Here is a 23,831-nt window from a genome sequence, read left to right as displayed (position 1 = left end):
TCATCCCACCCTTTCTATTCATCAGGTTACAAAATTCGGCTTTCTTTTCTTCAACAATGGTTCCTCCAAACCGCGCTTTCTGCCTGAATGAACATCAAGGACTTCCGTGGCTTCTTCAAACCAGCTGTCCGGTGCTTCGTGTCCCCAGAAGGTCTGACGCATAGGGTCGTTCAGATCCCAGCGGATCGGTTTGAAGTCCGGGTCACTTGTGAGATAGTCTCCGTTGTACAACTCAATACGGTGTCCATCCGGATCACGGAGATAGAGGAAAAAAGCATTCGACAAACCGTGGCGTCCCGGACCGCGTTCAATACCAGGGGCAAACCCTTTAGCGGCCAGATAATCGCAGCCATCGATCAGGCTCATCGGATCTTTCAACCAGAAGCCAACGTGATGAAGCCGCGGTCCCGGTCCATTCATAAATGCCACATCATGAACACTCGGCTTCCGGTGCAGCCATGCCGCCCAGATCCGTTCCTCTTCTCCGGCCGTATACTCCGAGCAGGCAAAGCCGAGTTCATCGATATAATAGTTGTGCGCTCCTTCTACATCCGGCACCATGCAGTTAAAATGATCAATACGCTGGACTTTGGCGCCTTTATACACATCGTAGCGCTGAAGCATCCGCTCTGCCGTATCCATCCGGGCATAGTACTCTACCGGCAGGCCGTTCGGATCCATCACCCGGAGGGAACGTCCCAGGGCATTCTGGGATCCGGCTTCCATCCAGATAACTTGCCGCTGCTGCGATTCAAAGAAGCCTGCCAAGGCATCCAGGTCTTCTTCCGAGCGGACTTTGTAGCTGATGACTTCGAGTGCCGGCTCAGCCTTTTTTTTCAACCAGAGGCTGTGGTGATTGTGCTCCTCCAACCCTCGTAAAAAAATATTTTCGCTGTCTGCTTCGGTTTCAATAAAACCAAGAGCGTCATAAAACTCTTTCGACTTTTCCAGATCAGTGACATGCAGGACGGCACGCCCACACCGAATAATATCAAAGTTCACCATGATCCCTCCTTAAATGTTGGAGAAGTCCGGTTTGGACGATTTCACGCTGTCCAAAAAGTCTTCCACATATTTTTTGTAAGGTTCTTTGTCATACTGCTCGAAATAAGCCATGCCCATCTTGATCGGATCGCCGAAGAAATAATATTCATAATGCATCTGGCGGCTTCCAAAGGCGCTCATGGTAAGATCCCAGGCAAGACGGAACAGTTTCACTCTTTCATAACCTTCGAGATTCTTCGCCTGCAGGCCACGGTTTACAAGATGGCCGATTTCTTCATTATGGAAGTCTTCTTCCGTCGGAATGCCCATCAGGCCGGATGCTCCGAGAATACGGAGAATTTCCACAAGACGTGGATAAATTCTCGGATACCAGTTTCTAGCTGCATTCAGTGCATCAAAATCCGGTGTCATGGTTCCCCATTTATCAAGGGAAGCATTGTGTTCGGCACGGTAAAGGTGCGATTTCATTGTTTCAAGCGTGAGCATGATTTCTGTTCCTTTATCCTGCACATGCTGGAACTGATCGATACCGATCGCATCAATGAGTTTCAGGACAACGCCAAGAACAAACTCCGTTTTTACGATGTTTTTGGCAACAACCTGATGAGTCATGTGCACCACCGCATTGGTTTCTGTGAACGTGCGGTTGCAGATTGATGAATTACCGCAGACAAAAACTCTCTCCCAAGGTACGAAAACGTTATCAAAGTATACGATAGCGTCTCCTTCTTCGAAACGGCTGCTTAATGGATGATCCCATTCGTTTCTCCCGTAATCAAAGGATTCACGGCTGATATATTTCAATCCTGTTGTATTATTCGGCACTACAAAAGCAAGGGAGTAAGGATCGTCCTGCTCCCCGGATTTTTTAACCGTTGATGGGAAGACAAGAATTTCGTCGGTGATACCGCCCTGCGTTGCAAGGAGCCTGGCGCCGTCTACAACAATGCCGTCTTCCTGTTTTTCCACAAGGTGCAGCGCTACGTTTGCATCATCTTGTTCATTTTGGGCTTTCTGCCGGTTTACCTGCGGATGAATCAGTGTGTGGGTGAGACTGATGTCATTTTCTCTTGCATATTCATAGTATTTTTTCGCATTCTCGGCAAACATCGGATCATCTTCGGCGAACAGATCGTTCGCAATACCCATCGCCATCACTTCAGCGTTCAGGTAATCCGGGGAACGGCCGAGCATACCGCCGGAGGTTTTCGCCCACTCCTGAATGGCTTCTCTTCTCTTGATCAAGTCATCAATCGTTTTCGGCTGAAAAAAAGTCATTCCTACCTGCTCTCCGGAGGTTGGAGACGTATACAACATTTTTTCCGGCTTTTCAAACTGAAGATCATAGAGATGGGCCATGGAGTCAATCACATTTTTAAAAGCTGTGTGTGTGGTTGGATCGTCCACCCTCTCCCCGTGGATATAAACATTGTTCCCTGCCTGTCTGAGTCTCTCTTTGTATTCAGCTCCTGTTTTTGCTGGCATTGATGTTTCCTCCTTTATATTGGAATCTATTATTTTCCGAACTGCGGAATGTGGTGGTCTCCCAGCGCGACATGAATAATCTGAACTTCGGTGTAGAATTCAAAGGCATAATGGCCGCCTTCCCGGCCGATGCCGCTGTGCTTTGACCCGCCAAAAGGGGTGCGGAGATCGCGGACGTTCTGGGAATTAACCCAGAGCATACCGGAATCAACTTTCTGGGCGACGCGGTGGCCGCGCTGGATATCTTTCGTCCAAACATAACCGGCCAGGCCGTAACGGACATCGTTCGCTTTTTCAATCACTTCTTCTTCATCTGTGAATGTCATGACGGCAATCACCGGCCCGAATACTTCCTCCTGTACGACACGCATACTGTTGCCGGCGTTCAAAAGAACCGTCGGTGCAATGAAGTTTCCGCTTTTCATCTCTTCCGGTACAGTGCCGCTGACAACCTCACAGCCTTCCTGCTCCGCCAGTTCAAGATATTGTTTCACATTTTCATAGTGGTTCGTGTGGATAAGCGGTCCAACCTGGGTATCGGTTTTCATCGGATCACCGACGATAATGTTATGCACCCTTTCCTTCAGCCGTTTCGTGAACGACTCGGCAATGTTTTCATGAACGTACAGGCGCGAATTGGCAGTGCAGCGTTCGCCATTGAAGGAAAAAATGCCCCACGTGCACGCATCCAACGCCCGTTCAATATCAGCGTCATCGAATACAATAATGGGCGACTTGCCGCCGAGCTCCATCGAGAACTGCTTCAGAGAATCGGCACCGTTCTTCATGATTTCCGCGCCGGTTGTCGTTTCACCGGTAAAAGAGATCAGCTCCACATCCGGATGGGACACAAGGGACGCTCCTGCTGTTTCTCCGAAGCCGTGCACGACGTTAAATACTCCGTCCGGAAGTTCGGCCTTATCGATGATTTCAGCAAGCCGGTTGGCTGTGAGCGGCGACCATTCCGCCGGCTTCAGCACAATCGTGTTACCGGTTGCAAGGGCAGGTGCAATCTTCCATGTTTCGAGCATGAATGGTGCGTTCCACGGCGTGATCAGTCCTGCAATGCCAACCGGCTTATGGATGGTGTAGTTGATGAAGTCATCATCCACCTGGTAAACCTCCCCAACCAGCCGGCTCGATACCATCTCCGCATAAAAACGGAAGTTCTGGGCGGCGCGGGCCACCATTTTTTTCGTCTGGCTGAGCGGAAGCCCGGTGTCGTAAGATTCGAGTGGTGCGATCTCATCAATATGCTCATCAATCAGATCCGCGATTTTATGAATGTAGTTCAGCCGTTCTTTCAGTTTCAGATTGCCCCATTCACCGTTAAAAGCACTTCTTGCAGCTTTTACGGCTTTTTCAATATCCTCTCCGCCGCCGGAGGCAACACTGTTTATTTTTGTGTTCGTAAAAGGAGAAATATTATCAAATGTTTCGTTGGACGCAGCACCCGTAAACGTGCCGTCGATATACAATGGAATATCAGAAATCGATTCTATTGCCTGTTTTCCTGCTTCACTGACATCCTGTAAACGTGAATCAGCCATAATAAAGGATACCTCCTCTTTTGTTAGCGCTTTCAATTAACCTGCACCTTCAAGATAGCACGCCCTTGTATATATGAAAAATATAAATAATATTGATAACCTATACGTTTTTCATATATGATATAGATAAAAGAAAGCGCTGTCATTTTAAAAAGGAGGTGCAGAAATGGATATCAGACAGCTCCGTTACTTCTGTGCCGTGGCAGAAGAAGGCCAGGTTACCAAAGCGGCCGAACGTCTTCATATGGCACAGCCGCCCCTCAGCCAGCAGCTGAAAAACATGGAAGAAGAACTGGACATTGATCTGTTTCAGAAAAACGGACGCAACATTGAATTAACCGAGGCAGGAAAAATTCTCTATCATAAAGCGTTGAAAATAATGCATGAGCTCGAAGATACGGTTACCGAGGTGCAGGAAATCGATGAAGGGATCCGCGGCACCCTGACGATCGGGTCGAATAAGTCCTGCTTTTCGTTTCTGCCCGAACAGATGAATCAAATGCGCGAACGGCATCCCCACATCATTTTCAAACTCCGCGAAGGCGATACGTTCTATCTTGCCGAAAGCATCCGTAACCGCGAGATCGAGCTTGCTGTCGTCCGCCTGCCGGTCGATCCGGAAGAGTTTCATATGCTGCCGCTGCCATCAGAACGCTATGTTCTCGTTCTTCCCGGGGAATGGAATACATTTGCCGCACACCGCAAAAATGTGGATATGAAAGAAATCGGAGAGATGCCGCTGATGCTGCTGCACCGTATCAGCGGGGCCGGTCAGTTTGAGCTGATTGTCAACGAATGCCGGCGCCACGGCAATGAGCCGAATGTCATCTGCGAATGTCCGGATGCCTCCATGCTGCTGTCACTCACTGCCGCCGGACTCGGTGCCACCATTATTCCAAAATCAACTTTGTACGCTTTTTCTTATGAAAATATCAGAGTGATGAATATCAATGACTTTTCAATCACAGCTGATCCTGCTCTTATATGGAATAAGGACCGCTATCTAACGAAGGCGGCACAGCGTTTTATCGATTTGTTTGCATCGTCTTTTTCCCCGGAGGGAAAAGCAGGCGGAAAGCGCCTTTAGGTTTGATATAATATATAAAAAAATATATAATAAAAATATGGAAAAGAAGATGAACAAGACCAAATATGCGTACACCGTTATAAAAGACAGAATCCTGGATGGCACTTATGCCCCCGGCCAGCGCATTATTCTCGACCAGATCGCCAAAGAAATCGGATCGAGCCACATCCCGGTGCGGGAAGCAATACGCCGGCTTGAAGCCGACAACCTGATTGAATACAGACCGAATGCCGGAGCCCTGGTACTGTCGATTGATGAGAAAGTATATAAGCAGACGCTTGAAATGCTTGCTGTGCTGGAGGGTTATGCGACCAAACTCAGCATCGGTCACATGAATGACGAACATATCGAGGAAATTAAAGCAATCAATGAAGACATGAAAGAATGTCTGCAGCGGTATGACTTGAATCGGTTTAGTGAACTGAACAAATCATTTCATTTTGCGATTTATTCCCACTGCCCTAACCAGCTTCTCGTCGAAGACATCCGGGCGTCCTGGGAAAAGCTCGATACAGTCCGTAGCGCCGGCTTTGCCTATTTTCCAATGCGCGCGCCATATTCGGTGGAAGAGCATGATCAGCTGATTGATCTCATCGAAGATCCGCCGACAAACGATGCCGTCGAAGCCTTTGCACGGCAGCACAAACTCAACACACTGGATGCGTACGAAAACAGAGCGTAAAGGAGAACCTTGAAGGGGTTGGCTCCTTTTCTGTTGAGTTTTTATTTAAAATCATATATTATTAAATATATTATATAGTGAATGCGCTTTCGTATTACTGATAAAGGAGTGAAGAATATGGCAACTGCCAAGGGGCTTTACAACGAGAAAATATATCCGGTACCGATGGACGTGCAGCCTGAAACCAACGACGTCCGCGGACTGCCGGACAACAACGTGACATGGCGTGTTCCGGTGAACGGCACCGTATACGGCGCGGCCCTGAATTATAGGGAAGAACTGGACGAACTGGGAGATGCTCTTCACGAAAAACCGTACAACAAACCGCCGGAAGCTCCGGTGCTGTACATCAAACCAGTGAACACACTGAATCCACACCAGCACCCGGTGCCGATGCCTGCAGACGAAAATGAGCTTCAGACAGGAGCATCCCTCGGCATTGTAATCGGAAAAACAGCCGTTCAGGTGAATCCCGGAGACGCATGGGAATATATTGAGGGCTTCACGGCTGCCAATGATATCAGCCTGCCGTTCGAGAGTTTCCACCGCCCTCCCATCAAACAGAAAGCACGGGATAAATTCTGCCCGGTCGGACCTTGGATTGTTGATAAAGCTGATGTGCCGGACCCCGATCAACTGACGATCGAAACAAAGGTGAACAGTGAAACAAAACAGAAAGCTTCCACCGCCGGATTGGTGCGCTCCATTCCCCGGCTCCTGGCTGACGTCACAGAATTCATGACACTGTATGAAGGAGACGTTCTGCTCACCGGTACGCCGGCCCGTCCCCCACACGTGCAGAAAGGCGATCACGTCCAGGTTACCATTGAACAGATCGGCACACTCGAAAACACGATACAATAAAGGAGGATGTACAATCATGAAACGAGCACGAGTCGCTGCAGGCGGCGTTCTTCACGATGCCGTCGAAGAAAACGGATGTATCAAACTGGAAGACGGACGCCTTTTGAATGAAGAAAACGTGGAATGGCTGCCGCCGGTGCAGCCGCAGACTACCTTTGCCCTCGGTCTGAACTACGCCGACCACGCCAAAGAGCTTTCCTTTAAAGCTCCCGAGGAACCGCTTGTTTTTCTGAAAGGGCCAAATACATTTATCGGCCACCGCGGCGAAACAAAGCGTCCGCAGGAAGCGGAAAACATGCACTACGAGTGTGAACTGGGCGTTGTCATCGGACGGACGGCCAAAGATGTAAAAAAAGAAGACGCCTATGACTATGTCGCCGGGTACACCATCGGTAATGATTATGCTATCCGCGATTATCTCGAAAACTATTACCGTCCCAACCTGCGCGTAAAAAACCGGGATACGTGCACCCCGCTCGGCCCCTGGTTTGTTGACCGCGACGATATTTACGACCCGATGAACCTGACGCTGAAAACCTACATCAACGACCGTCTTACCCAGGAAGGAACGACCGCCGATATGATTTTCAAGATTCCGGATCTGATTGAATACTTGAGCAGCTTTATGACCCTGAATCCCAATGACGTCATTCTGACAGGCACACCGGAAGGGCTCGATCAGGTGCACGCAGGCGATACGGTCGTCACTGAAATCGAAGGAATCGGCGCCCTGACCAACTACATCCGCCACGCATAAGGAGGAACCCACTCATGCCGCATTTCATCGTGGAATATACCGATAACCTGAAAGCAGACGGCGACATCCGCGGGTTTTTGAAAAAAATCAATGACGTGCTGACCGCCCACCCCGACCTTTTTCCCGTCGGGGGCGTTCGGTCGCGCGCCATCGAGCTGAACGACTATGTCATTGCCGATGATACCGAAGACGATGCCTTCATCCACGCCATGCTGAAAATCGGCGGCGGCCGTTCAAAAGAGGACAAGACGATGATCTCTGAGAAATTATTTGAAGTGATGGAAACGCACTTCTCCGATCTATTTGAGAAACGGTACCTCGCTCTCTCCCTCGAACTGCAGGAATTCGGCGAAGGCGGGACCTATAAGAAAAACAATATCCATCCACGGTATAAAAAATAACCTGCCGGGCCTTTTCCCGGCAGGCTTTTCTTGTTTACCCGCTGAATAGAACCATTTACCGGCTGGCTCCGGACATCGACTGCAGCATCTGCCAGATGGTTCGGCCTGCATCGAGCTGTTGACTGACGCGGCCAAAGTCCGGGTGCTGTACTTTCAGTCCTCCGGGCCACGTATGGCCTCCCCCTTTTATGATATAGAGTGCCGCCGCTATCTGACCGGTATCTGTTTCATAAAGATCGCGCTCCACCCGCGTCGAATCATGCAGCGAGAGCGGGGCAAGCCGTTCTTCTTTCCGCTCCCACGAAGAAGCCGACTGGTAGGTCCACCATTCCGCTGTCGCACGGGATCCGAGCAGTCCGGTGATGTCATAGTCCACTTCGCCTTTGGCATCTTCAGCGGCAAACGGGACGACTGGATCTTCGCGGCCCATGATAAACACAAGCGGCGGAAGACCGTTGGTTTCCTGCTGCTGCAGTGGTTCCGGAAGCGGACCTGCAACAGCCCCGACGCCGGCAAACGTGCCCGGAAGTTCAATCGCAGCCCGGAGACTGAAACTGGCGCCGTTGGAGAATCCGGTCGCATAGATTCGATTCGTATCCACCGTATAGTGTTTCTGCCATTGTTTCAGAATTTTTTCTGTAAAAAGAATATCCTCGATGCCTGCCTCAGATGCCATGCTCCCTTTGCGGCCTTCATTCCACTGTCTTGTTAAAGACCGGCCCGGCTTTGCTTCGACCGCCTCCGGAAAGAGAACGATAAACCCTTCCTCTTCCGCTGTTTCGGTAAAGCCTGTTAACCTGCTGTGATAGGCAGCGTCACTGCCGGCGCCGTGAAAACTGATCATCAGCGGCGCCGGGGTATCCGTCGTCACCGTTGAAGGAACATAATAACGGTATATCCGCTCCGTGCCATGTATCATGATCGTTTCTTGTGCCAATGACTTTGTCATAGTCCCACCTCTCAAACCATTTCCGCGAGCATCAAGTCGGGATGTTCGATCAGGCCTGCCGTCTCGCGGAGGAGACCTGCCGCTGCCTGCGGCGGCACCTGACGCGTATCGATGGTCAGCGTAACTTCCATCATGTCACATACCGATACTTCCCCGTTTTTCACCGCTGCTTTTTCCGTAATAGGATGCAGAACAGCCGTCGGTACTTTCGTACAGCCCATCGGAACCGGCGTGTCCTCTTCCGGATCCATATTCGTCACCGCCAGTACCGGAGCAGTGTCAGAAGATGATGCCTCCCTGCGCCCAGTGTCAATGCGGGATAACGAGATATGCTGCACATCTTCCAGCACCGGGACGGCAAAACCGGTTTCTGTCTCCGTCACAAGGCCGATATGACATTCTTCCGCCTGCTTCAAAGAACTCTTCGACCAGGCTGTCTGCAGTGCTTTGATCACAAACGCGGTCACAGATATATTCAATCCGTGCTCCTGAAGCACTTTCCGGCGCTCCTGCACCTTGGTCACATCCACTTCCCGGCGGTAACTGACAGCAGGCAGGGTAAAAAAGCCGGTTGTTTCAGAAAGCGCCGCCGTGTCCGGCATCATTTCTTCCTGCGGCTCTGCCGTCGCTTTCCCAACGTTATCCCCGTTCCGCGCGAAGGTAAAAATGTCTTCATCCAGCACCCGGCCATTTTTACCCGTTCCTTCAATCTGTTCGATGTCCACCTTTTGTTCCCGGGCGATCCGTCTCGTGTGCGGTGCTGCGATAACCCGTTTATGCCGGGGCGGTGTCATGACAGCCGCAGCTGTTTCCGTTTTGGATTTCACCGCAGTAGGAGCCCCTCCTGCCGGTTCCGCTTTCCCGGCTTCCGAACCGGAAGCAGCACCAGATTCCGATGCTTCCTGTCCGTCATCCAGCACAAGTATCGTATTTCCAACTTCTACTACGTCACCGACCGCCGCTTTCAGCTCTTTGATGGTCCCTGCGCGCGGCGACGGAATTTCTGCGTTCATTTTATCCGTCTGCACTTCCACGAGCGGTTGGTCATTTTTTACGGCATCCCCCGTCTCGACAAAATAATGCAGCACTTCGGCTTCGTGCATGCCTTCGCCGATATCATGAAGTTTCACTTCAAACATCGTTCCGCCTCCTTTCCATTAAAACGCAACACTGCGTCTGATGGCACGTTTAATTTTTTCCGGGCTCGGAATGTATTCGTTCTCGAGAGAATACACCGGCACCGGCGTGTCAAAGCCGCAGACGCGTTCCACCGGAGAACAGAGGTACAAAAACGACGTATCATTAATAACAGCCATGACTTCACTGCTTACTCCGCCGGTGGCAGGTGCTTCATGAACGATAAGGGCGCGTCCTGTTTTCTGAACGGAGGCGGCAATGGCTTCTTTATCCATGGGATACAGCGTGCGCAGATCAATCACGTCACAGGTGATATTTTCTTCCTGTTCCACCTGTTCCACAGCTTTCATCGTCTCGATGGTCATGGCCCCCCAGGTGAATACAGAAATGTCTTCTCCTTCCCGGCGCACGGCTGCTTTGCCGAGCTTAACCGTGTATTTTTCTTCCGGGACTTCCGTGCGGGAAGACCGGTAACAGCGCATCGGCTCAAGAAAAATGACAGGGTCCGGATCTTCGATGGCAGAAATGAGAAGGCCTTTGGCATCATAAGCGTTGGAAGGCACCACTACTTTCACACCCGGCATATGCGTAAACAACGCTTCGACGCTGTCGGAATGAACCTCCGGCGCACGAACGCCTGCTCCAAACGGCGCCCGGATTACCATTGGCGCTGTATAGCGCCCCATCGAACGCTGGCGGATACGGCTGACGTGCGTCATAATCTGGTTGAAAGCCGGATAAATAAAGCCGAGAAACTGCATCTCCGCCACCGGCCGGAACCCGTTCGCCGCCATGCCGACCGAAGTCCCGACGATGCCGGACTCGGCGAGTGGAGTATCAATGACCCGTTCGCCGCCGAACTGTTCATGAAGTCCTTCCGTCGCGCGGAACACACCGCCGTTCACCCCGACGTCCTGGCCGAGCACGAGCACCTGGTCATCTTCCTCCAGTTTGGTCCGGAGCGCTTCATTAATCCCCTGGATCATGGTCAGATTTTTGGTTTCCACTGTTGTTGTCATCAGCCATTCCTCCCTTTCACTGCCAGATGTTCGTCAATCTGCTCCTGCAGCGTCCATGTTGGTACATCATAGACATGATCAAACAACTGACTGATATCGGCTTCCGGATAGTTTTCCATCTCTTCCACTGCCTGCTCGATTTCCGCTGAGATCTCTTCCTCCAGGGAAGACACCCATTGATCTTTCCAGGCGTCCTGATGTTTCAGATAACGTTCCAGGCGGAGCAGCGGATCCATCGTTTCCCGGCGGCGCTCACTTTCTGACTGATCCCGGTATTTGGTCGGATCATCTGCTGTCGTATGAGCACCGTACCGCCATGTTACTGCCTCGAGAAGCGTCGGACCTCCCCCGCTCCGGGCACGATGCACCGCTTCTTTCACCGCCGTATAGACAGCGGTAATATCGTTACCGTCGACACGTTCGCACGGAATATCATAGCCGAGCCCTTTCTGGGCAATCGTTTTGGCGTGCATCTGTTTTTCCATCGGCACACTGATTGCAAAGCCGTTATTCTGATTGAAAAACACCGCCGGTACCTGGAACACACTGGCAAAGTTCAATCCTTCATGAAAATCGCCTTCCGACGTGGCACCGTCACCGAAATAGACAAGGGAAACACGGTCCGTGCCGCGTTTTTTCTCCGCCCAGGCCGCACCGGCCGCATGAGGGAGCTGGGAAGCAATCGGAATCGCCGGCGGAAAAATATTCACCCCTTCCGGCGGCAGTCCGCCTTCCAGCCGCCCCCGCCAGTTCAGCAGAAGGTTCCGCATCGAATGACCAAATGTAAGGGTCGCCGCATGGTCACGGTACGTCGGAAACATCCAGTCCCCGTCTTCGAGTGCCGCCGCACTTCCGACCTGGGCCGCCTCCTGTCCTTCATACTGCACGTAGGTGCCGATCCGGCCCTGCCGCTGCATATTTACACTTTTTTTATCAAGCATGCGCGCCCGCAGCATCAGGTAATAAAACCGTTTGACCTCTTCTATCGAAAAAGGCAGCTGTTCTCCTTCGATTACCTGTCCCTCTTCATTCAATATCTGACGCATCGGAAATTGATCCAGCATCATCTGCCGATCACCGTCCTTTCTTCATGTTCTTTCGATGTCTGTGAGGTTCTGCAGCGTATATCCGTACGCCGCATCTTCCACACCGTATTGATTAATGACACGTTTCACTTCCACAGGTCCATATTTTTCATAAAAATAGCGGGTTTCGTTTTTCACAGCCAGCCAGACAATCATCGACGTAAAGCCGTATTCCTGCAGCTGTCCGGCCATCGATAAGAACAACTTTCGTCCCAAACCCGTTCCCTGCACTTCCGGAGCCAGATATATTGCATACAGTTCCCCGTCATATCCCGAAATGAAAGAGTCGCGAAGCGGTCCACCGCTGACCACTCCAACAATCGTTCCGTATTCGGAGACGACGATCTTCGTGATGACCTGCGATTGCTGCAGCATGTCGGACCACCACGTTGTCCAATCCGTCACATCCAGTTCTTTCAGTACGTCTTCCGGAAAAATCCCGTCATACGCCCGGCGCCATCCTTCGATATGAAGCTCTGCGATCTTTCGGGCATCTTCGACCTTTGCGTTTCGGATCGTCATGGCACATCACAACGCTTCCGACCGGGACGAATTCTCGTCGGTTTCCTCTTCTTCGGTATCGACAATGCTGCCCGTATCCTCATCCAGCGGTGTGAGCGTCCAGCCGGTGTACGCATAGATCAGCGTGATAAACGGTGTCACCAGACAAAGGAAGCAGAAGAAGATATATCCCATGCCGACGTCCAGTGTCGTCATCACAAAGGCACCAATGACACCCCACGGAATCAACGGATGCAGAATAGATCCCGCGTCTTCCAGCGTCCGCGAGAGGTTTTTCGGATGAAGATTGGTATTACGGTAAGAGTCTTCCAGCATCTGTCCCGGAAGGATGATGGATAAATACTGTTCCCCAATCACAAAGTTCACGCCAAAGCAGGACACAACAGTGGAGGTGATGACATTGCCTTTCTTGCGGAGAACATTTTTCATGCTGTCTATCAACGCATGTGCAATCCCTATGCCTCGGAACAGACCGCCAAACGCAAGCGCCACGATTATTAGTGATACACCGAAGAGCATACTTTCCAGTCCTCCGAGCGACAGCAGACTGTCAATCGACTCCACCCCGGTATCAGCTGTATATCCGCCATGGGCAGCGTTCATAATATCGCCGAAACTCGATCCCGGGCTTGTGTAAAATGTTGTAAGCACCGCAACAATCAACCCCATCGAAAGAGACGGCACCGGCTTCACCCTGCGCACCGCAAGACCAATGATCAATAACGGCGAAATCAGCGTGATAGGTGTAATCATAAATTCAGACTGCATCGTGCTGATCATTTCATCCACCTGAGAGGTATCAGCCCCTCCCTGGCTGGTTGTAAAACCTATGACACCGAAGATAATCAGTGCAATGACAAGAGCCGGAATGGTCGTCCACAGCATATGACGGATATGGGTAAACACATCCACTTTTGCCGTCGCAGCCGTCAGGTTCGTTGTATCCGAAAGCGGAGACAGTTTGTCACCGAAAATCGCGCCGGATACAATCGCACCAGCTGTCATTTCCGGGGAAATACCCATGCCGTAGGCGACACCCATCAGCGACACACCGATCGTTCCCATCGCACTCAGCGAACTTCCAGTCATGACCGCCACCACCGCTGTAATGATGACAGCTGATACCAAGAAGAAGCTCGGCGACAGCACCTGCAGTCCGTAGAATGTAATTGTCGGCACCGTTCCGTTCAGCGCCCATACCCCGATCAGCACACCGATCAGACTGAGAATCAGAATGGCCGGGATCCCGTAGGAAATTCCCTTCACCATCGCCCGCTCCATGTCTTTCCACGAAAATTTGAGCATCAGCCCGTACACGGCTGTAATAATTGTAGCCAGTACAATTGGGATGTGCGGCGCCACGCCGTAATGCAGAATACTGACGCCGAGTACCACAATGATCAGCAGCAGAACGACAAGGGACCCGGTTAACGTTGCTTTTTTCGTTTCCATGATTTAACCCCCGTTTTTCCTTAAAAATTGAAAGCGCATTCAAAAACGATGTCAAAAAGATATATTATACGTTCATCGCTTCGAGTGTTTTTTCCAGTGCGCGACTGAACTGCTCGTTTTCCTCTTCTGTACCGATGGTCACTCTCAGCATTGTCGGATATCCCATCACATGGCCCGGGCGGATAATGACTCCCTGCTTCAACAGACTTTCGTGCACCGCTGCTGCATCCTGTTTCACATCCACCATAATAAAATTCGTGTGTGTTGGAAAAGAGGACAGCCCCAGCCGTTTGAAGGCATCTTCGAGATACATCCGGCCTTCTTTATTCTTTTTGAGTGTATTCTCCAGAAATTCATTATCTTCCAGGGCCGCAACCGCTCCAACCTGTGCCAGCCGGTTGACATTAAACGGTTCCTTCCCTTTCAGCAGTTCCTGAACGATTTCCGGCTGGGTGATACCGTAACCAACCCGGACGGACGCCATGCCGTACACTTTAGAAAATGTGCGGAGAATAATCAGGTTTGGAAATTGATCCAGATACTCCAATGACTCCAGGTAATCGCCGGAATGCACGTATTCATAATACGCTTCATCCAGTACGACCAAAACATCCGGGGGAATGCTTTCCAGAAAACGGAGCAGTTCCTGTTCGCCGACAATGGTACCGGTCGGATTATTGGGATTGCAGACAAACACCATTTTCGTCCTTTCATTCAGCGCTGTTTTCATTCCTTCAAGATCGTGGGTCCCGTCCCGCATTGGAACGCTTACCGGCACTCCGCCTTCAATAAAGACGTTCGTACGGTAACGCGGAAACGTGACCTCTGCCATCACCACTTCCTCGCCCGGATTCACATACGTCCGAGTAAGCATCCGGATAATTTCATCAGAACCGTTTCCGAAAATGAAACGATCGGAGGAGACATTCAGATGTTTGCTCAGTGCATCCGCCAGCACCGGTGCGGTCACTTCCGGGTAGAAATGAATATTTTCCATCTCCTCCATCATCGCGTTTCTTGCTTTTGGCGAGGATCCGTAAGGGTTTTCATTAGAAGCCATCTTAATGACCCGGGACAGACCGAGTTCCCGCTGCAGCTCCTCCACCGGTTTGCCCGGCGAATACATCGCCACCTCTGTCATTTGTGCTCTCGGTTTCACCATTTCTGATAAAACCTCCTTCTGTGAAAAATAAATGAATGATACTGCCTGTAATAGTAGAGAGATTCCGCCGCCTTCACAAGAATATCATTTAAAGCTGAGATGCTTTGAAGTAGTAAAGGAAAGCCCGCACGTCAAGGGACGCTGTCACGCATCCCTGTCACCGCAGTATATTTGAAAGCGTTTTCTTTAAATTTATATAAAAAACATTGGTATTCTATAGGAAATCCATATATAAAAAACCAGATGGCAGTCATGAATATAGAAAAATCCGAACGAATTCTTTTCCATCCGTTCGGATTTTTACCTCAAAATGTTTTATCTGTATCCCCGCCGGCGTCCACCATGCTTTCACTATCCTTATCAAGCGGGGTCAGAGCCCAGCCGGTATAGGCGTAAAACAGGGTGATAAACGGCGTAACAAGGCTGGTGAAGGTAAAGAAGACATACCCCATGCCGACATCCAGCGTCGTCATCACAAACGCTCCTATCACACCCCACGGAATCAGCGGATGCAGCACCGAACCGGCGTCTTCCAGTGTCCGCGACAGATTTTTCGGATGAAGTCCGGCCCTGCGGTAGGAATCCTCCAGCATCTGGCCCGGGAGAATGATGGATAAATACTGCTCCCCGATCACCGCGTTCACGCCGAAACAGGATACAACAGTCGAAGTGATGACGTTGCCTTTTTTACGGAGAACTTGTTTCAAGCTGTCGATCAGCGCATGGGCGATGCCGATACCGCGGAACAATCCCCCGAACCCAAGCGCCACGATGATCAGAGATATTCCGGATAACATACTCTCAAGACCGCCGAGAGAGAGCAGGCTGTCTATTGATTCCATTCCGGTATCTGCGGTGTAGCCTTCGTGAGCAGCCGTCATAATGTCACCAAGACCTGCCCCCGGGGTGGTATAAAACGTCGTCAGCACCGCGGCAACAAGACCGATCGCAAGCGAAGGCACAGGTTTGACGCGGCGTGCGGCCAGACCAATAATGAGAAGCGGGGACAACAGCGTCACCGGCGTAATCATAAATTCAGACTGCATCGTGCGGGCCATTTCATCCACCTGGGACGTATCGGCACCTCCCTGACTGTTCGTAAATCCAATAAAAACGAAAATAATTAATCCAATAAGAAAAGCCGGTACCGACGTCCAAAGCATGTGGCGGATGTGTGCAAACACATCCACTTTGGCCGTAGCCGCCGCCAGATTCGTCGTATCCGACAGCGGAGACAATTTGTCACCAAAAATGGCCCCGGACACAATCGCCCCCGCTGTCATTTCAGGCGAGATCCCCATACCGTAGGCGACGCCCATCAGCGATACACCAATCGTCCCCATCGCGCTCAACGAACTCCCGGTCATCGTGGCCACCACCGCTGTAATGATAACGGCTGTCACCAAAAAGAAATCCGGCGAAAGTACCTGAAGCCCGTAGAACGTGATCGTCGGCACCGTGCCGTTCAAAGCCCATACCCCAATCAATATACCAATCAGACTTAAAATCAGAACAGCCGGTATCCCGTAAGAAATGCCTTTTACCATGGACTGCTCCATGTCCTTCCAGCTGTACCGGAGCATCAGCCCGTATACCGCTGTAATAATCGTTGCCAGCACAATCGGGATGTGCGGCAGGACCCCGTAATGCAGAATACTGACACCAAGTACGACGGTAATCAGAAGCAGTACAATGAGAGATCCGGTTAACGTTGCCTGTCTTGTTTTCATGTCGTCGTTCCCCGTCTTTCTAAAAAATAATGGTGGTTCAACGCTGAGCTGAAATGCTTTAAAGTAGTAAAGTTAAGCGCGCAGAACAGCTGCGATTTTTTCTCCTAACCTATGATACGATAAACAAAGGAATCAGAACAATGAGAGGAAGACATTTCATCCGCAGCATCGTACAAAGGGGAATAACCATGGATACTACAGCACTGCTCGCTTTTTTAGGGACCGCGGTTCTGCTTACTCTAAGCCCCGGTCCCGACATTTTATTTGTCACCGCGCAAAGCATAGCACAGAACGCGAAAGCCGGCGTAGTAACGGCGTGCGGTCTCTGCACCGGCCTGCTTGTACATATGACGGCAGCGGCAGTCGGAATTTCCGCTGTCATCTATCAGTCCGCGTTCGCATTTTCGATTGTGAAATACGCCGGCGCCCTGTACCTGTTTTACCTTGCCTGGAAAGCATTCCGAGACCGGGAGAATCCCGGCCTCGACATGCCGGAGCACAGCGGCGCCTCCTACCGGAATCTGTATGGAAAAGGCATCATCATGAACCTGCTGAATCCGAAAGTAGCGCTCTTTTTTCTCGCGCTTCTGCCGCAGTTCATCCACACCGGCGCCGGCCCCGCCTCGCTGCAGGTCTCTGTGCTGGGAGGAATTTTTATCGCACAGGCCTTTCTCGTGTTCGGCACGGTCAGCCTGCTCGCTCATCAGGCCGGGCGGATGCTCACGAATCACCCCGGCGCCGCGCGCAAAATGAATCTCGTGCAGGGCCTGTTGTTCATCATCATCGGGGTCCAGCTGGTGCTTGGAGAAAAATAAAAACAGCCCCCGGTGCCCTGCACCAAAGGCTGTTCGCATCACACGGATATTAGTCCGCCTGCATGCCGCCGTCTACATTGTATAGGGAACCGTTTACAAACGAAGCTTTGTCGGAAGCAAGGAAAAGAACAACCAGTGCCGCTTCAGCCAGCGTACCGTATCCTTTATTGAAGAATAACATCTTGTCATGAAGTACTTACATAATAGACTTAAAAATCCCTGTAGATATAAAATCCACAGGGATTTTTCATCTTTATTCACCACTTTGCGGCGCAATTTTTAATTCAACTCATAAACCACGCTGACCCGCTGGGTGATATCAACCTGGCCGGGTTCGATAGAGGTACTGTTATCGGCAGCACTCTGCGATTCTTCGCGGGCGTAGTTGCCGGTAGGGAGGTCGACCTGGGCGCCGTTTTCAGAAATCTGGAGGACGGCTCCGCTTGATTTTCCGGCACCGGCGGCCATGGCTTCGGCTTTAGCGGATGTGTTTTCGACAGCCTGTCGGAGGGCCTGTTGTTCATACTCGGTTTGATCCTGCAGGGTGAAACGGGTCTGCTGAATCTGGTTGGCGCCGGCAGCGGCAGCGTCATCCAGCAGCTGGCCGACCTGGTCGATCTCACTGAACTCCACGGACAGGATGTGGCGGGCGCGGAATTGTTCTTCTCCCCCTTCTGCCGCGCGGTCGGTGTTCACGCCGAAATAGGAGGTCTCGATATTTTCTTCCGAAATGTCATATTGATTGATCGCTTCACGGATGGCGCTCATTCGTTCACTGACCTGCTGCTGCGCGGTGCTGGCGGATGTGTCGGTCACTTCGGCACCGAGCCGGAGCTGTGCCGTATCCGGTTCTACGCTGACACTGGATTCTCCCTGTACGACAATAGTCCCGGCTTGCACGCTGCTTTCGGATGATGCGGCCTCTGCTGTTTCGGCAGGCGCTGTACTGAAAGCGGCGGCGCACAGAAAGCCTCCTGCCGTGAGAGCTGCAACAGCTCCTGCTACCTTCTTCCTTCGTGTTTTCAACATGATATAATTCCTCCTCCTGAATTTTTCTGCATTGGGGTCCTATCCTGCTGCTTTTCTCTGTCTACCCCTTATGTCGGGAAGAAGTACAGGAGGTTACAATTTATTCACATTTTTTCAACTACTCTTTTGCATCAGCGAATGACTGCCTCTAACTGCCGCGGTAAACCTGGTACCCCCACGGCGATACCAGAAGCGGCACGTGATAATGTTCCTGCGGGGCGGCGATCCCGAACCGGACCGCCACTTTTCCAAGAAACGGGGGATCAGCGGTGGCTGCCTGCTTTTCTTCAAAGTACGTTCCTATATCAAAAAGCAGCTCATATTCCCCGGCCTCCATCTGGCCGGCTTCGAGAAGCGGGCCGCTTACCCTGCCATCTTCGTTTGTCCTCGATTCCGTTACTTTTTCAAACCGTCCGTCTTTTATCCGATAGAGTTCCAGGTAGACCCCGGAAGCCGGTCGACCATGCATTAAATCCAATATATGGGTTGTCAGGCCGCTCATGCAGCTGCACCTCCTTTCTTACAAATCATCACGTGTCACGCAAAAACGCTGAAAGCCAAAAGGCAGACGCGGTTCGGTGTACACTTTTCCCTCACTGCCGTCTATATCTTCCAGGACCGTGTCCCATGTACGGTTCTGCGATTCAAATGTTACTTCTGTGAGCTGCGGAAATCGTTGGAGCACCCGTTGTCCAATGCTGTAGATCAGGCTCTGAATGGACGGGGACGCCACCTCTTCAAACACCGCGCCCGCGATATCCCGTATCTGTTCGGGCGCAGCGTACCTCGATGGATCTTCGGCGTACGCATCGTCCCCGTCTTCATACGTCCAGCCTATGTTTACATACACAAACAACGGACGGTTGCTGTCCTCGGGGAGAGTGGTGTACTCATCACGGATGAAACCGGTAAAAGAGTTGTCTTTCACTTTGACGAGCTGAAGATCCCGTACTTCGCTGTACTGTCTGGTAACGACCGGTTCCGCCCCGTTTCGTTCCATTTGAATAAAGGTCTGCAGCTTCTCATTTCTCGATCGGCTGAATACCAGACCGCCGGATTCCCCGTTCGATACCGCCGTTTCAAACGGCAGCTCTTCGGCCGTCATCTGAACCCATTCAATATGCGGATATTTCCTCAAAAAAGCCTCCGACACGTACTGAACAAAACCTTCTGCCGTTTTTCCAGTGAACGACCCCAAATGCCGCTGGATAAAATTCTTCATGGAATCTGTCGCGACAACAGCGCTGTTATCCCCTTCTGTGAAGGACGGCAGAAACGCTTCCCCGCCAAGTTCCACCGTGACATTCAGTCCGAAAACGGTATAATCTTTTTGGGTGAAAGGAGATTCAGGAATCACGCTCAGTCCGGTCAACGGCTCCATAAATGTACGATAGGCAAAAACATTCCCTTTTCCATAAGACATGGTTCGACGCATACTATCGCTCCTAACTGGTGTCATCTTATCCTGCAGGCGGAGCCAGGCAATCCGGTACACCTGCTGCAGTGCTGTCTGAAATTCCTGTTCATATCCACTCGAGAGCCGCTCCTGCAGCGACTGATAGACGTCACGCTTCGTCTGTCCCTTCACCGCTAGAATAAAAGGGAAGCCGAACGTTTCGCGGTATTGGTCGTTTAATCTGAGAAACGTTTCGAATTCCTCTTCGGATAACCGGTCCAATCCGGCTCCTTTTTGTTCTTGCGAGGAAGTGAAGCTCATCTTGTCTTTAGCCCCGAGCTGTGGATGTTTGCGGAGCAGCCCCAGCTGCGCTTCCCGGCCGGACGCCTCCACCACGCCTCTCATCGTTTCAAAAAGCCCTTCAAACGACGAAAACGGCCGTTCGTTTTCCGCTTTATCCGCCACCCAGGGCGAATGTTCAAACAGACCGCCGAACGTTTCGATAAATGCTTCCCGGGTCATACCATTGATTTTATTCACCCATGTCATCTTCCCCACCACCAATATGTTATTTTTCTTCACATCAGTTTGTATCTTATGCCATATCCTAACGAAAAGTCCAAGCTGCATCATTAGCTATCATGACTAAAAGAAAAAAGAAATATTGGTTACTATGCATGTCATGTCAACTGAAGAGATGTCTGTATCCGCAGGGCGAGCCGCAGCCGCAGGGTGGTCTCAGGATCTTTCAGGTCCTGTCCGAGTATCTGCTCAACCTTTTCCAGCCGGTAGATGACAGTATTGCGGTGTACATACAGCCTTTTTGCCGTTTCTGATATCTGACAGTGAGTCTCAAGATACACCGACAAAGTATGCAGCAGGCTTTGGTCCCCCTTGGACACATCCGACAGAGCCTGAAGCGTGTACGCACAGAACTTCTCCAGATCATCCGACGGAATAATGCGCAGCAATTCCGCAATATCTTTCGTATGATAAGCCTGGATAAACGAGCGGCTGCCTGATAAATGACCGGATTCCAGGGCATTCACAGCTTCGTTATACGCCTCTTTCACCTCGAGGAACTGACGGCTGATATTACTCATGCCAAACGAAATCGAGCGCTCGAACTGAGTATAGATGCTGATCTGCAGTTCTTCCAGCAGCTCCTCGACCACATCATGAATATCCCCAGGCATATCATCAATCTCGATAAGCAGCAGACACATGTTACCTTTCATAAAGAAATGAGCCGGTAACATGAACACGTCCAGCTCTTCTTCCAGATATTCATAGACGCGATCCGCTTCCATTTGGTGCTGGGCGAAACTAAGGCGGACCTCATCTTCATCAAGCCGCCCGGCCGCAGCGATATATTTCTGATTTTTGCTTAGATTGAATTCCTTGGCGCGGTTGATGATTTCTTCATTGGAGGAAAACGCATCTTCCACAAAATTGATGAAAAAATCATTCTTCGCGCGGCGGGCGTACTGCTTCAAGGCATTTTCCTTCATCAATTCGAAAGCAATGACGTTAGTCGCCTGCTCTACCGTCAATATGGCACCGCTGCCGGCATCCGGAATATCACCGAGGACGACGAACGTCCCGCACCTGACCTGGTGAGTATAAATGGGAAAAACGGTAACCGTCCGCGTTTTTCCGTTTTCCTGCAGCAGGGTGAAGCTGGAATAAGATGCTTGCGGAAGAAAAAAAGAATAGCCTCTTCGCTGCAATCTCTCCATATCATCAGCGATATCCATACGAGATTGTGAGGATGCTATAGGTTTGGAATGCTGATCGAGCAGCAGACAGGGATGACCGATCATGGATGCAGCCTGCTGCAGCAGCGGCTTCAGCCCCTTGCCGCTCATAATGTGATGAGTGAACGCGCGGTGCGCTTCCATGGCATGTTTCAGTTCATTCGTCCGCATATTCAGGATAGAGCTGAGGGTCTGATTTACAATCGTACCAAGCCGGACGTCACGCGGCAGTTCGATCAGCGGTAGAGCGAGCCGGTCCGCCAGAGCAAGTGCTTCGTACGGGATGCTGTCCAAAAATCTTCCCGTTTTGATGCCCAGGCCGGAACACCCCTGTTCCGCCATCCGTTCCATCAGCTCAAGAAGCAGCGACGTATCGTCTTTAAAATGATAGGCCGTGGTCACAAGCAGATCGTCTTTACGCAGAAAATCTACAATATCCGGCGCATCCATCATGTTGACGTGCTGCACTCCCCGTTTCTTCCCGTTTTCTCCAGCCGCTAGTTCGGCCTGCTCAAATACCGGAAGCTCTAAAATGTCTTCCAGGTGCATGCCAAAGCCCTCCTTTTCGTTAGTCATCTTTCACAATAAATTACGGAAAAAATGACACATCTGCTAATGCTTTACGGATATCGTAGCAGTAAAATAATCAACACAAAGCTTTTATGTCAGGAATACTGACATAAAATAAAAGGAGGTTCATCATGAGCACGGATCTACAGGCATCTGAAGTGCCGGAGAGTGAAACCCTCAGGCTGATTGAATGGCTGGCATCTTTTGGAGAAACGGAAGATGGCGGCACGACGCGTCTCCTCTACTCTGACAGCTGGCTCGAGGCGCAGCACGCGGTTTTTGATATGTTCCAGAACAAAGGGTTAACTCCTTTTTTCGATGATGCCGGGAATCTCTACGGCAGAGTGGAAGGAACCGAGCAGACATCTCCTGCTGTGGTTACCGGTTCCCACATTGATACGGTGGTCAACGGCGGAAAATATGACGGTGCGTATGGCATTGTCGCGTCCTTTCTCGCAGTGACCCGGCTGATAGAGGCGTACGGTCCGCCGAAAAAAACGATTGATGTCGTTTCTTTGTGTGAGGAAGAAGGCAGCCGCTTTCCCATCACATTTTGGGGATCCGGTCATATTACGGGACAGTACGCGGGTAAAGACCCGAAAGATTACATAGACAAAGAAGGAGTTTCTCTGGAAACAGCCATGCACGAAGCCGGTTTCGGGAAAAAACAGTATCCGGCTCCGCACCGCACGGATATCGAGTGCTTTGTGGAAATGCATATCGAACAGGGACATGTGCTGGAGCAAAATGGATGCTCCGTCGGCGTTGTGGAGGGAATTGTCGGACAGCGCCGTTATCACATTCATGTCACAGGAGAAAGCAACCATGCCGGAACCACCCCGATGACGTTCCGTAAAGACGCGATGGCAGCCGCGTCGGAAATGATCCACTGGATTCACCGGGAAGCCTTCAAGGATGATTATCTTGTCGCCACCGTTGGACAGATCGAAGCAAGGCCGAATACGACAAACGTCATCGCAGGTCATGTCGTGTTCTCTCTCGACATCCGTCACCACGAGCAGGATGTATTGGATACTTTCTGTTCTTCCGTACTCACTCATCTGGAAGAAACAGCCCAACATTACGGCGTTTCCATGCAGGCATCGAAATGGCTGGATGTCTCTCCGGTTTCCATGGATTCCGGCCTGACGCGCAGAGCTCTTGAACAATGCAGCATGCATAGCATACCGGCCCACCCTATGTTCAGCGGCGCAGGGCATGACGCCCAGGTATTTGGAAACCTTTTTCCTACCTCCCTGCTCTTTGTGCCGAGCCACAATGGTATCAGCCATTCTCCTCAGGAATTCACCTGCCGTGAAGATCTTGAAAAAGGTGTACGTATGATGACAGAATTTCTTTATACCATCGCCTGGTAAA

General features: G+C 51.0%; 23 protein-coding genes. 7 read left to right on the top strand and 16 right to left on the bottom strand.

The annotated features are described in order from the left end of the window. Positions 1 to 21 precede the first annotated feature (21 nt). From hpaD to hpaE, 3 genes are read right to left on the bottom strand one after another with little or no spacing between them, the layout of a single operon-like run. Complete coding sequence (gene hpaD, locus BM058_RS00500; protein ID WP_090925270.1) at positions 22 to 1,002, bottom strand: 3,4-dihydroxyphenylacetate 2,3-dioxygenase; 981 nt, start codon at positions 1,000 to 1,002, stop codon at positions 22 to 24. Positions 1,003 to 1,014: 12 nt separating this feature from the next. Next, a complete protein-coding gene (gene hpaB, locus BM058_RS00495; RefSeq protein ID WP_090925080.1) occupies positions 1,015 to 2,490 on the bottom strand; it encodes a 4-hydroxyphenylacetate 3-monooxygenase, oxygenase component in 1,476 nt (491 codons plus the stop codon). A 29-nt stretch (positions 2,491 to 2,519) separates the two neighbouring features. Continuing rightward, the gene (gene hpaE / locus BM058_RS00490; protein ID WP_090925079.1) at positions 2,520 to 4,040 is read right to left on the bottom strand and encodes a 5-carboxymethyl-2-hydroxymuconate semialdehyde dehydrogenase; all 1,521 of its coding nucleotides are present in this window, start codon (positions 4,038 to 4,040) and stop codon (positions 2,520 to 2,522) included. Positions 4,041 to 4,206: 166 nt separating this feature from the next. Here hpaE and BM058_RS00485 point away from each other — a divergent pair, with 166 nt between their 5' ends. The 5 genes from BM058_RS00485 to BM058_RS00465 all read left to right on the top strand — a co-directional run bounded on the left by BM058_RS00485 (position 4,207) and on the right by BM058_RS00465 (position 7,831). Next, the gene (locus BM058_RS00485; protein ID WP_090925078.1) at positions 4,207 to 5,127 is read left to right on the top strand and encodes a LysR family transcriptional regulator; all 921 of its coding nucleotides are present in this window, start codon (positions 4,207 to 4,209) and stop codon (positions 5,125 to 5,127) included. Between the two features lie 49 nt (positions 5,128 to 5,176). Further along, positions 5,177 to 5,809 (top strand): GntR family transcriptional regulator, encoded by a 633-nt coding sequence (locus tag BM058_RS00480; protein WP_245736750.1) that lies wholly within the window; start codon positions 5,177 to 5,179, stop codon positions 5,807 to 5,809. Between the two features lie 117 nt (positions 5,810 to 5,926). Then, complete coding sequence (locus BM058_RS00475; protein WP_177195368.1) at positions 5,927 to 6,673, top strand: fumarylacetoacetate hydrolase family protein; 747 nt, start codon at positions 5,927 to 5,929, stop codon at positions 6,671 to 6,673. Positions 6,674 to 6,689: 16 nt separating this feature from the next. Beyond that, complete coding sequence (locus tag BM058_RS00470; protein WP_090925075.1) at positions 6,690 to 7,430, top strand: fumarylacetoacetate hydrolase family protein; 741 nt, start codon at positions 6,690 to 6,692, stop codon at positions 7,428 to 7,430. Between the two features lie 14 nt (positions 7,431 to 7,444). Continuing rightward, on the top strand, positions 7,445 to 7,831 hold the full coding sequence (locus BM058_RS00465) for a 5-carboxymethyl-2-hydroxymuconate Delta-isomerase (RefSeq protein ID WP_090925074.1): 387 nt from the start codon (positions 7,445 to 7,447) through the stop codon (positions 7,829 to 7,831). Between the two features lie 55 nt (positions 7,832 to 7,886). On the opposite strand, the gene BM058_RS00460 is transcribed toward BM058_RS00465, so the two are convergent. The 8 genes from BM058_RS00460 to nhaC (BM058_RS00425) form a co-directional block, all read right to left on the bottom strand. Then, positions 7,887 to 8,780 carry an alpha/beta hydrolase family esterase gene (locus BM058_RS00460; protein WP_090925073.1) on the bottom strand — a complete coding sequence of 298 codons (894 nt, stop codon included), beginning with the start codon at positions 8,778 to 8,780 and terminating at the stop codon, positions 7,887 to 7,889. 11 nt (positions 8,781 to 8,791) lie between these two features. Next, the gene (locus BM058_RS00455; protein WP_090925072.1) at positions 8,792 to 9,919 is read right to left on the bottom strand and encodes a biotin/lipoyl-containing protein; all 1,128 of its coding nucleotides are present in this window, start codon (positions 9,917 to 9,919) and stop codon (positions 8,792 to 8,794) included. A gap of 18 nt (positions 9,920 to 9,937) precedes the next feature. After that, the gene (locus BM058_RS00450) at positions 9,938 to 10,936 is read right to left on the bottom strand and encodes an alpha-ketoacid dehydrogenase subunit beta (RefSeq protein ID WP_090925071.1); all 999 of its coding nucleotides are present in this window, start codon (positions 10,934 to 10,936) and stop codon (positions 9,938 to 9,940) included. Next, positions 10,936 to 12,000 (bottom strand): pyruvate dehydrogenase (acetyl-transferring) E1 component subunit alpha, encoded by a 1,065-nt coding sequence (pdhA, locus tag BM058_RS00445; protein WP_090925269.1) that lies wholly within the window; start codon positions 11,998 to 12,000, stop codon positions 10,936 to 10,938. The genes BM058_RS00450 and pdhA overlap by 1 nt, the downstream gene beginning before the upstream one ends. A 24-nt stretch (positions 12,001 to 12,024) precedes the next feature. Continuing rightward, positions 12,025 to 12,543: a GNAT family N-acetyltransferase gene (locus BM058_RS00440; protein WP_090925070.1), complete on the bottom strand. Its 519-nt coding sequence runs from the start codon at positions 12,541 to 12,543 to the stop codon at positions 12,025 to 12,027. Between the two features lie 6 nt (positions 12,544 to 12,549). Next, positions 12,550 to 13,995 carry a Na+/H+ antiporter NhaC gene (nhaC, locus tag BM058_RS00435; RefSeq protein ID WP_090925069.1) on the bottom strand — a complete coding sequence of 482 codons (1,446 nt, stop codon included), beginning with the start codon at positions 13,993 to 13,995 and terminating at the stop codon, positions 12,550 to 12,552. Positions 13,996 to 14,059: 64 nt separating this feature from the next. Then, the gene (gene hisC / locus BM058_RS00430; RefSeq protein WP_090925068.1) at positions 14,060 to 15,157 is read right to left on the bottom strand and encodes a histidinol-phosphate transaminase; all 1,098 of its coding nucleotides are present in this window, start codon (positions 15,155 to 15,157) and stop codon (positions 14,060 to 14,062) included. Positions 15,158 to 15,462: 305 nt separating this feature from the next. Then, the gene (gene nhaC, locus BM058_RS00425; protein ID WP_090925067.1) at positions 15,463 to 16,887 is read right to left on the bottom strand and encodes a Na+/H+ antiporter NhaC; all 1,425 of its coding nucleotides are present in this window, start codon (positions 16,885 to 16,887) and stop codon (positions 15,463 to 15,465) included. A 188-nt stretch (positions 16,888 to 17,075) separates the two neighbouring features. On the opposite strand from nhaC (BM058_RS00425), the gene BM058_RS00420 reads away from it, so the two are divergent. Beyond that, positions 17,076 to 17,702: a LysE family translocator gene (locus tag BM058_RS00420; RefSeq protein WP_090925066.1), complete on the top strand. Its 627-nt coding sequence runs from the start codon at positions 17,076 to 17,078 to the stop codon at positions 17,700 to 17,702. Between the two features lie 49 nt (positions 17,703 to 17,751). On the opposite strand, the gene BM058_RS00415 is transcribed toward BM058_RS00420, so the two are convergent. The 5 genes from BM058_RS00415 to BM058_RS00395 all read right to left on the bottom strand — a co-directional run bounded on the left by BM058_RS00415 (position 17,752) and on the right by BM058_RS00395 (position 22,433). After that, positions 17,752 to 17,883 carry an SDR family oxidoreductase gene (locus BM058_RS00415; protein ID WP_245736747.1) on the bottom strand — a complete coding sequence of 44 codons (132 nt, stop codon included), beginning with the start codon at positions 17,881 to 17,883 and terminating at the stop codon, positions 17,752 to 17,754. 98 nt (positions 17,884 to 17,981) lie between these two features. Next, complete coding sequence (locus tag BM058_RS00410) at positions 17,982 to 18,731, bottom strand: SIMPL domain-containing protein (protein ID WP_090925065.1); 750 nt, start codon at positions 18,729 to 18,731, stop codon at positions 17,982 to 17,984. A 148-nt stretch (positions 18,732 to 18,879) separates the two neighbouring features. Beyond that, positions 18,880 to 19,233, bottom strand: a complete 354-nt coding sequence (uraH, locus tag BM058_RS00405) for a hydroxyisourate hydrolase (protein WP_090925064.1) — start codon at positions 19,231 to 19,233, stop codon at positions 18,880 to 18,882. 18 nt (positions 19,234 to 19,251) lie between these two features. Then, a complete protein-coding gene (gene pucL, locus BM058_RS00400) occupies positions 19,252 to 20,676 on the bottom strand; it encodes a factor-independent urate hydroxylase (protein WP_090925063.1) in 1,425 nt (474 codons plus the stop codon). A 131-nt stretch (positions 20,677 to 20,807) separates the two neighbouring features. Further along, positions 20,808 to 22,433: a PucR family transcriptional regulator gene (locus BM058_RS00395; protein WP_090925062.1), complete on the bottom strand. Its 1,626-nt coding sequence runs from the start codon at positions 22,431 to 22,433 to the stop codon at positions 20,808 to 20,810. A 152-nt stretch (positions 22,434 to 22,585) separates the two neighbouring features. On the opposite strand from BM058_RS00395, the gene BM058_RS00390 reads away from it, so the two are divergent. Beyond that, positions 22,586 to 23,830 (top strand): Zn-dependent hydrolase, encoded by a 1,245-nt coding sequence (locus BM058_RS00390; protein WP_090925061.1) that lies wholly within the window; start codon positions 22,586 to 22,588, stop codon positions 23,828 to 23,830. Position 23,831 lies beyond the last annotated feature (1 nt).

The organism is Salibacterium qingdaonense, from assembly GCF_900114715.1.
GTDB classification, from domain to species: Bacteria; Bacillota; Bacilli; order Bacillales; family Marinococcaceae; genus Salibacterium; species Salibacterium qingdaonense.
The sequence above is the reverse complement of the archived record's forward strand: the minus strand, read 5'-3'. Positions and strand labels throughout refer to the sequence as shown.

What these genes read in the sequence shown, in the direction of transcription:
- pucL (WP_090925063.1), bottom strand. Translation starts at nt 20,676, where the DNA reads ATGACATGGGTGAATAAAATCAATGGTATGACCCGGGAAGCATTTATC.
- BM058_RS00415 (WP_245736747.1), bottom strand. Translation starts at nt 17,883, where the DNA reads ATGTTATTCTTCAATAAAGGATACGGTACGCTGGCTGAAGCGGCACTG.
- BM058_RS00440 (WP_090925070.1), bottom strand. Translation starts at nt 12,543, where the DNA reads ATGACGATCCGAAACGCAAAGGTCGAAGATGCCCGAAAGATCGCAGAG.
- BM058_RS00480 (WP_245736750.1), top strand. Translation starts at nt 5,177, where the DNA reads ATGAACAAGACCAAATATGCGTACACCGTTATAAAAGACAGAATCCTG.
- BM058_RS00455 (WP_090925072.1), bottom strand. Translation starts at nt 9,919, where the DNA reads ATGTTTGAAGTGAAACTTCATGATATCGGCGAAGGCATGCACGAAGCC.
- BM058_RS00395 (WP_090925062.1), bottom strand. Translation starts at nt 22,433, where the DNA reads ATGCACCTGGAAGACATTTTAGAGCTTCCGGTATTTGAGCAGGCCGAA.
- uraH (WP_090925064.1), bottom strand. Translation starts at nt 19,233, where the DNA reads ATGAGCGGCCTGACAACCCATATATTGGATTTAATGCATGGTCGACCG.
- BM058_RS00470 (WP_090925075.1), top strand. Translation starts at nt 6,690, where the DNA reads ATGAAACGAGCACGAGTCGCTGCAGGCGGCGTTCTTCACGATGCCGTC.
- BM058_RS00410 (WP_090925065.1), bottom strand. Translation starts at nt 18,731, where the DNA reads ATGTTGAAAACACGAAGGAAGAAGGTAGCAGGAGCTGTTGCAGCTCTC.
- BM058_RS00460 (WP_090925073.1), bottom strand. Translation starts at nt 8,780, where the DNA reads ATGACAAAGTCATTGGCACAAGAAACGATCATGATACATGGCACGGAG.
- nhaC (WP_090925067.1), bottom strand. Translation starts at nt 16,887, where the DNA reads ATGAAAACAAGACAGGCAACGTTAACCGGATCTCTCATTGTACTGCTT.
- nhaC (WP_090925069.1), bottom strand. Translation starts at nt 13,995, where the DNA reads ATGGAAACGAAAAAAGCAACGTTAACCGGGTCCCTTGTCGTTCTGCTG.
- BM058_RS00485 (WP_090925078.1), top strand. Translation starts at nt 4,207, where the DNA reads ATGGATATCAGACAGCTCCGTTACTTCTGTGCCGTGGCAGAAGAAGGC.
- BM058_RS00450 (WP_090925071.1), bottom strand. Translation starts at nt 10,936, where the DNA reads ATGACAACAACAGTGGAAACCAAAAATCTGACCATGATCCAGGGGATT.
- pdhA (WP_090925269.1), bottom strand. Translation starts at nt 12,000, where the DNA reads ATGCTGGATCAATTTCCGATGCGTCAGATATTGAATGAAGAGGGACAG.
- BM058_RS00475 (WP_177195368.1), top strand. Translation starts at nt 5,927, where the DNA reads ATGGCAACTGCCAAGGGGCTTTACAACGAGAAAATATATCCGGTACCG.
- hpaE (WP_090925079.1), bottom strand. Translation starts at nt 4,040, where the DNA reads ATGGCTGATTCACGTTTACAGGATGTCAGTGAAGCAGGAAAACAGGCA.
- hisC (WP_090925068.1), bottom strand. Translation starts at nt 15,157, where the DNA reads ATGGTGAAACCGAGAGCACAAATGACAGAGGTGGCGATGTATTCGCCG.
- BM058_RS00420 (WP_090925066.1), top strand. Translation starts at nt 17,076, where the DNA reads ATGGATACTACAGCACTGCTCGCTTTTTTAGGGACCGCGGTTCTGCTT.
- hpaB (WP_090925080.1), bottom strand. Translation starts at nt 2,490, where the DNA reads ATGCCAGCAAAAACAGGAGCTGAATACAAAGAGAGACTCAGACAGGCA.
- BM058_RS00465 (WP_090925074.1), top strand. Translation starts at nt 7,445, where the DNA reads ATGCCGCATTTCATCGTGGAATATACCGATAACCTGAAAGCAGACGGC.
- BM058_RS00390 (WP_090925061.1), top strand. Translation starts at nt 22,586, where the DNA reads ATGAGCACGGATCTACAGGCATCTGAAGTGCCGGAGAGTGAAACCCTC.